The organism is Rhodococcus sp. DMU2021, assembly GCF_019641445.1.
GTDB classification, from domain to species: Bacteria; Actinomycetota; Actinomycetes; order Mycobacteriales; family Mycobacteriaceae; genus Rhodococcus; species Rhodococcus pyridinivorans.
Map to the genome: position 1 here is coordinate 197,418 of NZ_JAIFKB010000003.1, position 14,954 is coordinate 212,371.

General features: G+C 70.9%; 11 protein-coding genes. All 11 read right to left on the bottom strand.

All coding sequences use genetic code 11. The annotated features are described in order from the left end of the window. Positions 1–71 precede the first annotated feature (71 nt). Positions 72–845: a cell division protein FtsQ/DivIB gene (locus K3M35_RS06910; protein WP_006554137.1), complete on the bottom strand. Its 774-nt coding sequence runs from the start codon at positions 843–845 to the stop codon at positions 72–74. After that, positions 842–2,410: a UDP-N-acetylmuramate--L-alanine ligase gene (gene murC, locus K3M35_RS06915; RefSeq protein WP_064061522.1), complete on the bottom strand. Its 1,569-nt coding sequence runs from the start codon at positions 2,408–2,410 to the stop codon at positions 842–844. The genes K3M35_RS06910 and murC overlap by 4 nt, the downstream gene beginning before the upstream one ends. Beyond that, positions 2,407–3,561 carry an undecaprenyldiphospho-muramoylpentapeptide beta-N-acetylglucosaminyltransferase gene (murG, locus tag K3M35_RS06920; protein WP_033097602.1) on the bottom strand — a complete coding sequence of 385 codons (1,155 nt, stop codon included), beginning with the start codon at positions 3,559–3,561 and terminating at the stop codon, positions 2,407–2,409. Before murG ends, murC begins: the two co-directional genes overlap by 4 nt. After that, the gene (ftsW, locus tag K3M35_RS06925; protein WP_050993496.1) at positions 3,558–5,045 is read right to left on the bottom strand and encodes a putative lipid II flippase FtsW; all 1,488 of its coding nucleotides are present in this window, start codon (positions 5,043–5,045) and stop codon (positions 3,558–3,560) included. Before ftsW ends, murG begins: the two co-directional genes overlap by 4 nt. Before the next feature lie 80 nt (positions 5,046–5,125). After that, entirely contained in the window at positions 5,126–6,616 is a 1,491-nt protein-coding gene (gene murD / locus K3M35_RS06930) for a UDP-N-acetylmuramoyl-L-alanine--D-glutamate ligase (RefSeq protein WP_024101270.1), read from the bottom strand. Between the two features lie 2 nt (positions 6,617–6,618). Beyond that, positions 6,619–7,698: a phospho-N-acetylmuramoyl-pentapeptide-transferase gene (gene mraY / locus K3M35_RS06935; RefSeq protein WP_006554142.1), complete on the bottom strand. Its 1,080-nt coding sequence runs from the start codon at positions 7,696–7,698 to the stop codon at positions 6,619–6,621. Further along, complete coding sequence (gene murF / locus K3M35_RS06940; protein ID WP_064061524.1) at positions 7,695–9,236, bottom strand: UDP-N-acetylmuramoyl-tripeptide--D-alanyl-D-alanine ligase; 1,542 nt, start codon at positions 9,234–9,236, stop codon at positions 7,695–7,697. The genes mraY and murF overlap by 4 nt, the downstream gene beginning before the upstream one ends. Then, positions 9,233–10,858, bottom strand: coding sequence for a UDP-N-acetylmuramoyl-L-alanyl-D-glutamate--2,6-diaminopimelate ligase (locus tag K3M35_RS06945; protein WP_220666187.1), 1,626 nt, complete (start codon positions 10,856–10,858; stop codon positions 9,233–9,235). The genes murF and K3M35_RS06945 overlap by 4 nt, the downstream gene beginning before the upstream one ends. Positions 10,859–11,064: 206 nt before the next feature. Further along, positions 11,065–12,897 (bottom strand): penicillin-binding protein 2, encoded by a 1,833-nt coding sequence (locus K3M35_RS06950; RefSeq protein WP_006554145.1) that lies wholly within the window; start codon positions 12,895–12,897, stop codon positions 11,065–11,067. 71 nt (positions 12,898–12,968) lie between these two features. Further along, positions 12,969–13,817 (bottom strand): hypothetical protein, encoded by an 849-nt coding sequence (locus tag K3M35_RS06955; protein ID WP_019289758.1) that lies wholly within the window; start codon positions 13,815–13,817, stop codon positions 12,969–12,971. Between the two features lie 3 nt (positions 13,818–13,820). Beyond that, positions 13,821–14,861, bottom strand: a complete 1,041-nt coding sequence (gene rsmH / locus K3M35_RS06960) for a 16S rRNA (cytosine(1402)-N(4))-methyltransferase RsmH (protein ID WP_024101273.1) — start codon at positions 14,859–14,861, stop codon at positions 13,821–13,823. Positions 14,862–14,954 lie beyond the last annotated feature (93 nt).

Below are 14,954 nucleotides of genomic sequence, written 5' to 3' on the forward strand. Positions count from 1 at the left end.
AACGCTATGGCACGGGTACCGAGATTAGCCAGTAGACGCGCCGGACACGCCGGACGAATTTCGTCGATCCCTCACCTCACCGTCGGCAGGTCGGGACTCGCCACGTCGAATCGCTCCCCCGGCTGTGTCAGCAGCGGGCCGACGACCGCCGCCTTCCGCTCGGAACGATCGGTTCCACCCCACACCACGACACGCCCGTCGGTGAGGACGATCGAGATGTCGGACGGGGAGGGCGCTTCGACCGTCTCCACCTGCACGCGCAGGTCGGGCGGTAACTTGTCGAGCACCTCCACGGCGGCGCGGGTCGCGGGATCGCCGGTGCCCGGCGTCGGAGTGACGAGACGGGGAGTGAACATCGGAGGCGGCTCGACCGCGAAGTCCACTCCCTCGATGTCGACAGAGTGGGTGCCGTCGGGGGCGTCGAAGAAGACCATCGCCTCGCGCTCGGTCACTGTCACCCGGACGGTGGAGGGATAGACCCGCTGGACCCGGGCCGACGCCGCACGCGGAATCGTCGCGACCCGCTGGGCCGCCGCGGCCGTGTCGACCCGGAGCAGCGGCGTGCCCTCGGCGACCGCGAGCGCGTCGACCACCTCGTCGTAGGTGACGACCTCGATCCCGTCCACCTCGATCACCCGCACGGACAGCAACGGCGACAGCCACGCCACCGCGATGGCGCCGAGGAACACCGCGACGACAGCCGCCCCTAGCAGTACCGTCCGCAGGCGCACCGACCGCCCGGACGGGCGACGGGCAGTGCTGCGTTCGCGGGCTTCATCGGGCTCACGCGGTTCGCGTGACGGTCGTCCGCGACGGCGGCGCGACGAGACGGCGGCGGGCGTCACGAGCTGATCGGTCCCGGTCCGGAACCGCCGGGTGCGCGGAATCCGCCGGGCTCGGGAGCCGCCCCGGCCGGACGGAAGCGACCCGGTTTGCTGTGGAGCGCGTCGAGGATCTGGCGGCCCAGCATCGTGACGTCACCGGCACCCATCGTGATCACAACATCACCCGGCCGGGTCAGACGCGCGACCTGCCGCGGCACCGCGGACAGATTCGGCTGGTAGTGCACAGGCTTGCTCACCGCCCGCGCGACCAGCGCACCGCTCACACCCGGGATCGGTTCCTCCCGGGCGCCGTAGACGTCGAGCACCACAACCTCGTCGGCGAGGTCGAGAGCCTGCCCGAACTCGGTGGCGAACGCCTCGGTGCGCGAGTAGAGATGCGGCTGGAAGACGACGATCACGCGGGGCCGTTCGGTGCCGGTCTCGGTGTAGCGCAGCGGCTCTCCCGCCACGAGTTCGGCCGCGGCCGCAAGGACCGCGCGGACCTCGGTGGGATGGTGGGCGTAGTCGTCGAACACCCGCACACCGTGTTCGCGGCCGGTGTACTGGAACCGCCGGTGCACACCACCGAAACCGGCGAGGCCTTCCAGCGCCTCGTCGACCTGCGCTCCGGCTTCGAGCGCGGCGAGCAGCGCGGCGAGAGCATTGAGCGCCATGTGCCGGCCGGGGACGGACAGTCGCACGGTGCGCGGCGAATCCTCACCCGCGAGGTGGAACTCGGCGACGCCGCCGACATCCTTGGCCTCCCAGCCGAGCAGCCGCACCCCGACGGGAACGCCGCGGTGGTCGCCCACGGTGCCGATGACGTCGGCGGTGCCGTAACCCTGCACCCGCAGGTCGTCGCGGCCGAGGGCGACGACGCGCTCGGCGAGGGCCGCCGAGCCGGGGTCGTCGAGGCAGACGACGAGCAGGCCGCCGGGGGCGATGCGGGCGACGAACTCGTCGAAGACCGCCGTGTACGCCTCCGGCGTGCCGAAGTAGTCGAGGTGATCGGCCTCGATGTTCGTGACGATCACGGTGTTCGGGTCGTACTGCAGCAGCGAGCCGTCGCTCTCGTCGGCTTCGGCGACGAAGACGTCCCCGCTGCCGTGGTGGGCGTTGGTCCCGGATTCGTTGAGTTCACCGCCCACCGCGAAGGACGGATCGAGGCCGCAGTGCTGCAGCGCGACGACGAGCATCGACGTCGTGGAGGTCTTGCCGTGGGTGCCGGAGACCAGGAAGGTGCGGTTCCCTCGCATCAGCGAGGCGAGGACCGCGGGTCGCAACAGGATCGGGATGCCCCGCTCGCGGGCGGCGACCAGTTCGGGATTGTCCTTCGGGATAGCCGCGAACGTTGTGACCAGGGCGGTAGGACCACCCTCCAGCAGGTCGAGAGCCTCGGCGGCGTGGCCGATGCGGACCTGCGCGCCGCGGGCCCGCAGCGCGAGCACACCGCGGCTCTCCTTCGCGTCGGAACCCGATACCTGTCCCCCACGGGCGAGCAGGATCCGGGCGATGCCCGACATCCCGGCACCGCCGATACCGACCATGTGCACCCGCTCGAGTTCGGCGGGTAACTGCGCACTCATCGTTCACTCCTGTTCGGTTCCACTCCGGCAACCTCGAGCACTATGCGCGCCATCTCGTCTGCGGCGCTGCGGTGACCAGCGGCCGCGGCGCTGCGCCCCATCTCCACGAGTCTCCGCTCGTCGCCGAGCAGCGACACCACTTCCGTGGCGACATAGTCCGAAGTCAGGTCGCCGTCGGCGACGATCCTGCCACCGCCGGCCTCGACGACGGGGCGGGCGTTGAGTTCCTGTTCACCATTCCCGTGCGGGAGCGGCACGTACACGGCGGGCAGACCCACCGCCGAGACCTCCGCGACCGTCATGGCCCCGGACCGGCAGACCACCGCATCGGCGGCGGAGTACGCGAGGTCCATCCGTTCGAGATAGGGCACGGTGACGTACGGGGCGCGGGCGTGACCGACATGGGCGGGGATGTCCACGGTGTTCTTCGGTCCGTGCGCGTGCAGCACCGCGATGCCGGCCTCCGCGAGTGCCGAGGACGCGCCGGACACGGCCTCGTTCAGCGAGCGTGCACCCTGCGACCCACCGAAGACGAGCAGCACGGGTACGTCGTCGGGCAGACCGAAGTGCCGGCGTGCCTCCGCGCGCAGCCCGGCGCGGTCGAGACCCGTGATCGACGAGCGGACCGGGATCCCCACGATCTGCGCGTCACCGCGCCGGACGATTCCCGAGCGCGGGACGGCGGCGAGCACGCGCTCGGCCCGCAGGGCACCGATGCGATTGGCGATGCCCGCACTGGCATTGGCCTCGTGGACGACGACCGGGATGCGCCGGCGTCGACGCAGCGGACCGGCTCCGGCCGCGAGATAGGCGGGCAACGCCACGTACCCGCCGAAACCGACGACGACGTCGGCGCCGACCTCGTCGAGGATCTGCCTGGTACGGCGCACCGACGAGACGACCCGGCCGGGAAGTCTCAGCAGGTCCACCGTCGGCTTGCGGGGCAGCGGCACCGGTGGGATGAGTTCGAGGGGATATCCGCGGCGCGGCACCAGCGTCGTCTCGAGTCCCCGTTCGGTGCCGATAGCGGTGATCCGCGCGTCAGGCACGAGTGCGCGAACGGCGTCGGCCACCGCGAGTGCCGGTTCGATATGACCGGCCGTGCCGCCTCCGGCCACCACCACCGACAGTGCCGGCCTCTCCCCACTCACCTACGGTTCCCTCTCTCTCCGCTTCGTCCGTTCGATCCGCGTGTCGTGCGGTTCGTCTGCTGCCGGCCGCGAGCCGGTTCGCGTGCAGGTTGTGCACGCCGGGCCCGGCCGGTCCCCTCCCGGGGTTCCGTCCGGCCTGCCGATGTCCGGCGGTCCGTCGCGGCTCCCCGTTGCCGCTCGTTCGGTGCGGGGGACTGCCGCTTGCGCGATCCCCCACCTTTCGACGCGGGGCGGGCACTGCGCTCGGGCGCCGCGGCCCGCGCTCGCGGCTGTCGTGCTGCGACCGTACGCGCCGCCGAGGAGCGACCGGCCCGGTAGGCCTCCGGCTTGCGCAGGCGCAGCAGCCGCGCGAACCGGCCGTCCTGACCCGCGTGCAGCGCGGCGATGGCCTCGGGTTCGTGTCTGGCTGCGTTGGCGATCAGGCCGAACATCAGCAGGGTGGTGGCCGTCGAGGTACCACCGGCCGACACGAGCGGCAACTGCAGGCCGGTCACGGGCAGCAGTCCCACGACGTAGCCGATGTTGATGAAGGCCTGGCCGATGATCCACGTCGTCGCCGTCGCAGTGAACAGGCGCAGGAAGGGGTCGGCCGAGCGCATCGCGATCCGCAGTCCGACATAGGCGAACAGACCGAACAGGCCGATGACGGCCACTCCACCGAGGAAGCCCAGTTCCTCACCGATGATCGCGAAGATGAAGTCGTTGTGGGCGTTGGGCAGATAACTCCACTTCGCGCGGCTCTGACCGAGCCCGCGACCCCACAGGCCGCCGTCCGCGAGGGAGAACTTCGCCTGTCGCGCCTGGTAACCGGCACCCTGCGGGTCGTCGCCGGGGTTGAAGAAGGCCCGCACACGCTGCGAGCGATAGCCGGCCGTCAAGGCCAGGATCACCGCGAGTGTGGCGGCCGTGCCGACGATCCCGAGGAACACCTTGAGCGGCAGTCCCGCGAACCACAACAGGGCGATCACGATGATCACGATCGAGACGGTGGTGCCGAGGTCGGGCTGGAGCACGATCAGGCCGGTCACGAGCAGGGCGGCCGGGACGAGCGGGACGAGCATCTCGCGCAGCGTCGAGTTCTCCCCACGCCGGGAGGCGAGCAGGTGCGCACCCCACACGGCAAGGGTGATCTTGGCGATCTCCGCCGGCTGCAACGAGATACCGGCGATGACGAACCACCCCCGGGTGCCCTGCGAGACCGTACCGATGCCCGGTATGAGCACGAGCACGAGCAGCACGACCGAGAACGCGAACGCCGGGAAGGCGAAGCGTCGCATCACCCGGACCGGGATCTGCAGCGCGATGTAGAAGATCACCATGCCCAGGACGGCGAAGATCGCCTGGGAGGTGAACAATCCGTAGGCCGATCCCGCCGCGGCCACCGCGCCGACGCTCGACGACGACAGCACCATGACGAGGCCGAGCACGGTGAGCAGGACGGCGATCGTCACCACGAGATGGAAGGACGCGAGCGGTCGCGCCATCCAGGCCCCGAACCGGCCGCGTACTCCGACCACCGGCTCGTCGGTGTTCGCCCCTGCTCGGGTCGCTCCTGCCCGAGGGGTCACGGTTGCGTCCCGCCCCCGCGGAGTTCCTCGACCGCGGACGCGAAACTCCGGCCGCGCTCCGCGTAATCGGCGAACATGTCGAGCGATGCCGCGGCCGGGGCGAGCAGCACCGTCTCCCCCGGCGAGGCGAGTGCGGCCGCTTCCCGGACCACCACGCGCATCGCGGCAGGACCGTCGGCGCCCGGTGCCACGGCCCTCCTCACCGAAGACGTGTCGGTCTCGCTCGTCGCATCGGTCATCGCTTCATCGTCGCCCGTGTCCACGACGACGACCGGGACCTGCGGGGCGTGTCGCGCCAGCGCGTCGGCGATGTCGCCGGCGTCGCGGCCGAGCAGCACGGCTCCGGACAGTCGCGGCGCAACCTCGGCGACCAGGTCGTCCACGCGGGCGCCCTTGAGCAGACCACCGGCGATCCACACCACGCGGTCGCGGGCGAGCAGCGAACTACGGGCCGCGTGCGGATTGGTCGCCTTCGAATCGTCGATGTACTCGACGCCGTCGACCTGCCCGACCGGCGCGGCGCGGTGCGGACCGACGCGGTGCCGTCGCAGGCCGTCGTGCACCGCCGAGGCGGGCACGTCGATGGCCCGGGCGAGGGCTGCGGCCGCGAGTGCGTCGGACAGTCCGGCGGGGCCGGGCGGCGTCACGTCGTCCACCCGGGCGAGCACGGCGGAATCGGCGAACGCCCGGTCGACGAGCAGTTCGCCGCTGATCCCGAGTTCGCCTTCCTGGGGATAGCCCAGGGTGAAGCCCACGGTGACCACGGCACGGGACCGGTCGCCGAGACCACCGGCGATCGGGTCGTCGAGACCGATGACCCCGACGGCGCCGGTGAGCGCACCGAGTTTGGCCTCGATGTAGTTCTCGATGCCGCCGTGCCAGTCGAGATGGTCCTCGGCGATGTTGAGCACGACGCCGGCCTCGGGCCGAACCGAGGGCGCCCAGTGCAGCTGGAAGGACGACAACTCGACGGCGAGTACGTCGGCCCGCGGTTCGTCGCGGCGCAGGGCGTCGAGCACGGGAAGACCGATGTTGCCGCACGCGACGCTGCCGAGGCCGGAGGCCTCGAGGATCGCGTGCAGCATCATGGTCGTAGTGGTCTTGCCGTTCGTCCCGGTGACGGCCAGCCACCGACGGGCCGGTCCGTAGACCTCGGCGCGGTCGATGCGCCAGGACAGTTCGATGTCGCCCCAGATGGGGATCGCCGCGCCGGCCGCGCGCGAGAGCAGCGGGGCGTCGGGCGGGAATCCGGGACTCGTGACCACCAGGGCGAACTCGCGCAGCGCAGCGGGGTCGTCGACGAGACTGTCGAGGTCGACCGTCCGGGCGCCGAGCGCCGCGCACTCGGCCAGTGCCCGCTCGTTGCGGTCGGTGACGGTGACGTGGGCGCCGAGATCGGTAAGGGGTTCGATCGTCGCGCGGCCGGACACCCCTGCCCCGGCGACGAGCACCGCCCGTCCTCTGAGCCGTTCGAGTTCGTCGTTCACGGTCAGTCCCCGATCGCCGCGAGGTATTCGCTGTAGAAGAGGGCCAGACCGATCGCCGAGGCGATGGCGGCGAGCAACCAGAACCGGATGATCACCGTGGTCTCGGCCCATCCGCCGAGTTCGAAGTGATGGTGGAAGGGTGCCATCCGGAACACCCGCCTGCGGCTGGACCGGAAGACCGCGACCTGGATGACCACCGAGGCGGCCTCCGCGACGAACAGCGCGCCGATGACCACCATGAGCAGCTCGGTGCGGGTCGTGATGGACAGACCGGCCAGCATGCCGCCGAGGGCGAGCGAGCCCGTGTCGCCCATGAAGATCTTGGCCGGTGCGGCGTTCCACCACAGGAAGCCGATGCAGGCGGCGGCGCCGGCGGCGCACAGCAACGCGAGATCGAGCGGATCACGGACGTCGTAGCACCCGGCGGTCGGCTCCACGGCGCACGCGTTGCGGTACTGCCAGAAGGTGATGATGACGTAGGCGCCGAGCACCAGCGCCATCGAACCCGCAGCGAGACCGTCGAGGCCGTCGGTGAGGTTCACCGCGTTCGACCACGCGCTGACCAGCAGATAGACGAACAGGATGAACACGATCGAGCCCATCGAGACCGTGGCGATGTCGCGCACGTAGGACAGATCGGTGCTCGCCGGGGTGAGACCGTCCGCATTGCGGAACTGCAGCGCGAGGATGCCGAAGCCCACCGCGACGACCAGCTGGCCGACCAGCTTGGCCGTCTTGTTCAGACCGAGATTGCGCTGCTTGCGAATCTTGATGAAGTCGTCGAGGAAGCCGACGCCGCCGAGCGCCGTCGTCAGGCCGAGCACGAGCAGACCCGAGGCCGTGGGACCTTCCGCGTCGTATCCCGTACCGATGAGATGCGACCCCCAGTAACCGGCCCACAGACCGGCGAGGATCGCGACGCCGCCCATGGTGGGGGTGCCGCGCTTGGACTGGTGGCTCTGCGGGCCCTCGACCCGGATCTCCTGCCCGAAGCCCTGCCGGGAGAACATCTTGATCAGGAGGGGGGTGAGCAGGATCGAGACTGCGAGCGCGATGCCCGCCGCGAACAGGATCTGTCTCACCGGGCGTCCTCCGTCCCCACAGCAGCGTCGTTGTCTCCGGCACCGGGGTCGTCCGCGAGGACGGCCTCGGCGACGGTCCACAGTCCCACGGACTGCGATGCCTTCACGAGCACGATGTCGCCCGGTTGCAGTTCGTCGCGCAACAACGCGATCGCGGCGTCGGCATCGGGTACGTGGCTCGCTTCCTCACCCCACGATCCTTCCATCACGGCGCCCTGGAACAGACCCCGGACCGGCCGCGTGGCACCGACGGCGATGATGCGGGTGACGTCGAGGCGCACGGCGAGGCGTCCGATGGCGTCGTGGGCGACGACGGCGTCGTCCCCGAGCTCGGCCATCTCCCCCAGCACCGCGAAGGTGCGCCGGCGATCCGGACCGGACCGCGCCATGGTGACCAGGGCCTTCACGGCTGCGCGCATGGAATCGGGATTGGCGTTGTAGGCGTCGTCGATGACGGTCACCCCGTCGGATCGGGTGTGCACCGCCATGCGGTGCGCCGAGACGGGACCCGCCGTCGCGAGCGCCTCGGCGGCCTGCTCGACCGTCGCACCGCACTCCACGGCGACGGCGATCGCCGACAGGGCGTTGCCGATCTGGTGTTCGCCGTGCACGGCGAGCCGCACGGGCACGCGCCGCTCCTGTCCGTCGGCGCCGGGGACGACGGCGGTGAAGGAGGCACGCGCCTGGTCGTCGAGGTGGATGTCCTCGGCGCGATAGGCGGCACCGGACCCGGTCCCGACGGTCACCACACGACCGGTGGTGCGGGTCGCCATCTTCGACACGAGGGTGTCGTCGGCGTTGAGGATCGCCACTCCCCCCTCGGCGGCGCTGGGCAGCGCCTCGACGAGTTCGCCCTTCGTCTCGGCGATGACCTCCTGCGAGCCGAACTCGCCGAGGTGTGCGGTACCGACGTTGAGCACGACACCGATCCGCGGCGGGGCGATGCGGCTCAGGGTCGCGATGTGCCCGGGGCCCCGCGCCGACTTCTCGAGGACGAGGAACCGGGTGGATTCGGTGGCGCGCAGCGCGGTCCAGGGGTGGCCGAGTTCGTTGTTGAACGAGCCGGGCGGGGCGACGACCTCACCGAGCGGTGCGAGCACGGCGGCGATCATGTCCTTCGTGGACGTCTTGCCCGCCGAACCGGTGACACCGACAACGGTGAGGCCGGCGCCGGTGAGCGTGTCCACCACGGTGCGGGCGAGCTTCGCGAGGCCGGCGAGCACGGCCGCGCCGGATCCGTCGCTGTCGTGTTCGAGCGCGAGGGTGTTGGTCTCGGTCGGCGGGATGGGCGGCACGACGATGGCGGGCACACCCACCGGCCGTGCGGCCAGGACCGCGACCGCACCGGCGGCGACGGCGGCCGCGGCGTGATCGTGCCCGTCCGAGCGCGCACCGGGCAGCGCCAGGAACAGGCCGCCGGGACCGATCCGTCGCGAGTCGAACTCGACGGAACCGGTCACCTCGGCGGACGGATCGTCGACGTCGTGCAGGGTGCCCCCGACGACCTCCGCGATCCGAGCCAGTGTCATCGGGATCATGCCTTGCCTCCGTGATGCGAACCGCCCGCAGCAGGCGGATGGTCACCGTCGGGTCCTGCGGTCCGGTACTTGTCGAGAGCTGCGCCGAGGACCTCGCGGTCGTCGAAGGGGTGCTTCACTCCGTCGATCTCCTGCCCCGTCTCGTGGCCCTTGCCGGCGACGAGGACGACGTCGCCCGGGCGGGCCCACGCGACCGCGGCGTCGATCGCCGCGGCGCGATCGCCGATCTCGAGGATCTCGCCGCGTTCGGCCGCCGGGACGGAGTGTGCACCGTCGAGGACGGCCGCGCGGATGGCGGCGGGGCTCTCGGTTCGTGGGTTGTCGTCGGTCACGACCACCAGATCGGCGGCCCGCGCCGCGACCTCGCCCATGATCGGCCGCTTCGTCCGGTCGCGGTCGCCGCCCGCACCGACGACGACGGCGATGCGTCCCTCGGTCGCGGCGCGCAGGGTTCCGATGACCGCTTCGAGCGCCGCGGGCTTGTGGGCGTAGTCGACGACGGCGAGGAAGTCCTGACCGCGCTCGACCCGTTCGACCCGGCCGGGCACCGCGACATCGGCGATACCGCGGATCGCGGCGTCGATGTCGGCGCCCACCTCGGCGCAAAGCGCTACGGCGAGAGCGGCGTTGGTGACGTTGTAGCGGCCCGGCAGGCCGACGGTGGCGCGGCGGGCGATCCCGTCCGGACCGGTCAGGGTGAACTGCTGCACTCCCGTCTCTTCGGGGACCTCGTCGGTGACCGTCCAATCGGCCGCGGCGCCGGCAGCGTCACCGTCGCCACCTGCGGTGACCGTGCGGACTGCGGTCGCGTCGTCGCGGCCCGCGCGCGCGACCTCGGCCATGCGACGTCCCCACACGTCGTCGGTGCACACCACCGCGCGGCGGGCCCGGACCGGCGAGTCCTCGGCGAACAGCCGGGCCTTCGCGCCGAAGTAGTCGTCGAGGTCCTTGTGGAAGTCGAGATGGTCCTGGGACAGGTTGGTGAACCCGCCGACGGCGAACTCGGTGGCGTCCACGCGACCGAGTGCGAGGGCATGGCTGGAAACCTCCATCACGACCGTGTCGACACCGCGTTCGCGCATGACGGCGAACAGGGCGTGCAGCTGCGGCGCCTCGGGTGTCGTGAGGGTGCTCGGCACGCGAATGCCTTCGATCCGGGTCTCCACGGTCCCGACGAGACCGACGACGCGTCCGGCCGCGACGAGGCCTGCCTCGACGAGATAGGACGTCGTGGTCTTACCGGACGTGCCCGTGATGCCGATGACCTGCATGCTCCGGGAGGGGTGTCCGTAGACGGTGGCCGACGCCGCCCCCAGCGCGACACGCGGTTCGGGATGGACGAGGACCGCGACCGAATCGGAGGTGGCCTCGGCGACGAGGTCGCGACCGGCCTCGTCGGTCAGCACGGCGACCGCTCCGCGTTCGAGCGCGGTGCCCGCGTAGGAGGCGCCGTGGGCGCGCGCGCCGGGCAGCGCGGCGAAGACGTCGCCGGGGCGGATGCCCTGGGCGCGCAGGTCGATGCCGGTGATCGCGGCCGCGCGGGCCGCATCCTCTCCGGCGGCTGCATTGACGATCTCGACGCGCGCCCCGATGGCGTCGGCGAGAACCGAGATCTGCGTCATCGGTGGGTGCTCGGGTCTCCGCCCCTCCTCCGGAGGAGCCGGATCCGGACTCGATGGCACAGGCACCAGTTTCCTCTCGCTTCGCTGCAGCTCGTCTGCAGGCACTCCGACGGATGTTTCCGGGTTCGTTCCCGATCCGCTCTCGGCGACGACCGTCGTGTCACGTTACCGACCTGTCAGCCTACCGAGGCGCCACGGTCACCTCGTCAGTCGACCTGGAGGATCAACTTGCTCTCCGGTTCGGCCGACAGCGGCACGCCGTCGCGCTGCAGCAACCACGACGCGATGTTGCGGAACAGCGGCGCGGCCGATTGGCCCCCGCTGCCGTCGGAGCTGCGGGTCGGGGCGTCGAGCATGATGCCCACGACATAGCGCGGATCGTCGGACGGAGCGATGCCGGCGAAGGTGATCCAGTAGTCGGAGTTCGAGTAACACTTGCAGTTCTGGTCGATCTGCTGGGCGGTACCCGTCTTGCCCGAGATCTGATAGCCCTCGATGGCGGCGCCCGCACCGGTGCCCTGCTGGTTGCCGGTATCGGACTGGACGACGGAACGGAACATGTCGCGCACCGTCGCGGCGGTCTGCGGGCTCACCACCCGCACCGGATCGGGACGGGGCGTCTCGGTGCGCGTGCCGTCCGGCGCGATGGTCGCGCGCACGACCCGCGGCGGGACACGTTCCCCGTCGTTCGCGATGGTCTGGTAGATCGCGGTCATCTGCAGCAGGGTCATCGACAGACCCTGGCCGATGGGCAGGTTCGCGAAGGTGCCACCCGACCACTGCTCACGGCTGGGCAGCAGACCCGCGGATTCGCCGGGCAGGCCGACATCGGTGCGCTGGCCGAGACCGAACAGTCGCAGCATCTCGGCGAAGCGGTCCTCACCGATCCGCTCGGCGAGCATGAGCGTGCCGACGTTCGACGACTTCCCGAACACACCCGTCGTGGTATACGGCACGACCCCGTGATCCCAGGCGTCCTTGACGGTCGCGCCGGCCATGGTGATCGTGCCGGGGACCTGCAGGACCTCGTCGGGGCGGGTCAGACCGTCCTCGATCGCCGCGGCCGCGGTGATGATCTTGTTCACGGACCCGGGTTCGAACGGCGAACTGACCGCGAGGTTGCCCTGTTCGGCGTCGGGCGGGTTGTTCGCGACACCGATCGACGGGTCGAAGGTGCTGTCGTTCGACATGGCGAGCACTTCGCCGGTGTGCGCGTCGAGCACCACAGCGGAGGCGTTCTTCGCCCCGGACAGGTCCTTCGCGCGCTGGACCTCCTGCTGCACGTGGTACTGCAGGTCGTTGTCGATCGTGAGCTCGACGGAGGAACCGTCGACGGCGGGCTGACGGTCGCGCCAGCTGCCCGGGATGACGGCGCCGTCGGATCCACGGTCGTAGGTGGACGAACCGTCGGTACCCGCCAGCACGGCGTCCATCGACGCTTCGAGCCCGATCAGGCCGTGTCCGTCCCAGCCGGTCGCGCCGACGAGATTGGCGGCGAGCGATCCGCCCGGATACAGACGGATGTCCTGACGCTCGGTGCCGACCTTGTCGTACTCGTCGACGATCTCCGCCGCGACCCCCGGATCGACGCCGCGGGCGAGGTAGACGAAGGTCTCGTCGCTCTCGAGCATCTCGAGCACGTCCTTCTCCGGCGCCGCAGCGCCGAGCGCCTCGTGGACCGCCGACGCGACGCCCTCGAGATATTCGGAGACCTCGGGCCGGGACGGGTCCTTCGCACGTTCCTCCTCGAGTTCCTTGCGCACCCGCACGGGTTGGAAGGTCAGCGCCTTCGCTTCCATGGTGTACGCGAGCGGTTCCCCGTTGCGATCGGCGATGGTGCCGCGGGTCGCGGGTTCGACGAGTCGGGTGGTGCGCTGGCTGGCGGCTTCGGCGGACAGTGTGGGGGCCTGGACGAGCTGCACGGACAACAACTGGGCGACGGCTACGCCCAGAATGCCGAACATGCCGATCCGGCCCCACTTGTTGCGGAACGCGAAACTCGTCCGGTCGCGCTGCTTGCGATCGCGCGGCGCGGGCATTCGAGCGCGGCCGCCGCGCGTCGCCGGGGTGGAACGTCGCTGCGGTGCACGCCGAGGGGTGGAGCGGTTGTTCACCGAGGCCCGCCCTCGGGTTCCGTCGGCACGGCCTGGACTGGTGCTTCGGGCGCCGCCTCACGGGGCGCTTCGGATTGCGGCAGTTCGCTCACGGGTACCGATTGTCCTGCCGCGGGCGGTACAGGTGCGGCACCCTCGACATCCGGCGTGGCGGCCGCGGGAGCTTCCGCCGCGGGTACCGGCACGGGAGCCGGTGCCGGTTCCTCGCCCACCGGGCGGCCGTCGGCCGATGGCGCGGCCCGACGCGTGCCCTCGGTGTCGGTGCGCGGCCGGGGTTCCTCGCTCACGTCACCGAGCGGCCGCGGGGTCTCCGCCCCGGCGCTGCCGGCCAGCGGGGTCTGGACGCGGGCGTCCTCTCGGGCGGGCGGATCCAGCGGGACCGGCGGGGCACCCTGGGCCGGAACCGGATCGCCCACCACCTGCACCGAACCGTCCGGAGCGACGACGATCCGCGCGACCTGCCCGGTGGGGATCATCCCCAGTTCCGCCGCGGCGACCGCGAGCGCGGGAGCCGACTCGGCCGTGGCGACGTCGCGCTGGAGCACCGCCCGCTTCTGGGCGAGCTCCTCGTTGAGGGACCGCGCCGCGCTGAGCTCGTAGGAGTCTTCGGTCGCCCGGGTGGTCAGCAACAGCGTCACGGCCATGCCCACGCCCAGGAGCCCGATGATGGTGGCGACGAACGGGATCCGGGTGCGGACACGTCCGGCACCCGTCGTGCGCCCGCGGGTCTGCACCTGTTCGACCCCGAGCTGCGCTGCGCGCTGCGACCGTCGCTGATAGGCACGCTGCGCTGCGGTCGATCGCCCCGGGTTCCGGCGCTGCGGGGGTGCCACCTGTACGGTCATCGGTTACCTCCTGGCGATTCGTTCTGCAGCACGCAGGCGGACGGGCGCCGAACGTGGGTTGGCCTCGATCTCGTCGTCCGTTGCCCGCTCCGCACCGCGGGTGAGGATGCGCAGTTCCGGTCCCATCCCGGGCAGTTCGACCGGAAGCCCTTCGGGACTGCGGGACTTCGCACGCGGTGTCAGTTCCTGCTTGACGACCTTGTCCTCGAGCGACTGGTAGGACATGAAGACGATCCGGCCGCCCACCGCGAGAGCGTCGAGAGCGTCGGGGATCGCGGTGCGCAACGAGTCGAGCTCCGCGTTGACCTCGACCCGCAACGCCTGGAAGGTGCGCTTGGCCGGGTGACCACCGGTACGGCGGGTCGCCGCCGGGATCGTGCGGTACAGCAGTTCGACGAGTTCGCCGCTCGTCCGGAAGGGAGTCTTGGCCCGGGTCCGCACGATCTCGGAGGCGATCCTGCCGGCGAAGCGCTCCTCGCCGTAGGTGCTCAGGATGCGAGCGAGGTCGCCGTGACTGTAGGTGTTGAGGACATCGGCCGCGGTGATGCCGGTGGTGGCATCCATCCGCATGTCGAGCGGGGCGTCCTTGGAATAGGCGAAACCGCGCTCCGCCTCGTCGAGCTGCATCGAGGACACGCCGAGATCGAACAGGGCGGCGTGGACCGAGCCGTACCGGTCGAGGCCGACGCTCTCGAGCGCGTCGGCGATCCCGTCGTAGCGGGTGTGGACGAAGTCTGTGCGGTCGGAGAACCGTGCGAGTCGCTCGCGGGCGATCGCCAGTGCGTCGGTATCACGGTCGAGGCCGACGAGCCGCAGCCTCGGGTAGATCGTCAGGAAGTGTTCGGAGTGCCCCCCGAGACCGAGTGTCGCGTCGACGTAGACCGCGCCCTCGCCGTCGGGACCGACGCTCTCGATGGCCGGACCGAGAAGGTCGACGGCGCGCTGGAGCATGACGGGCACGTGGCCGAATTCCGCCGCAGATGTCACATCGGCACCGGTGGCCTCATCCGTACCATCGACGGATTCGTGCTCGCCGTCCACCATGTGTCCTCCGGAATCCTGCTCGGGCCGCTTACGGTCTGTCGGGTACTCGTCGGGTGGACGGTGGTATGCCTCGTGCCTGCCTGTCGCTCGTCT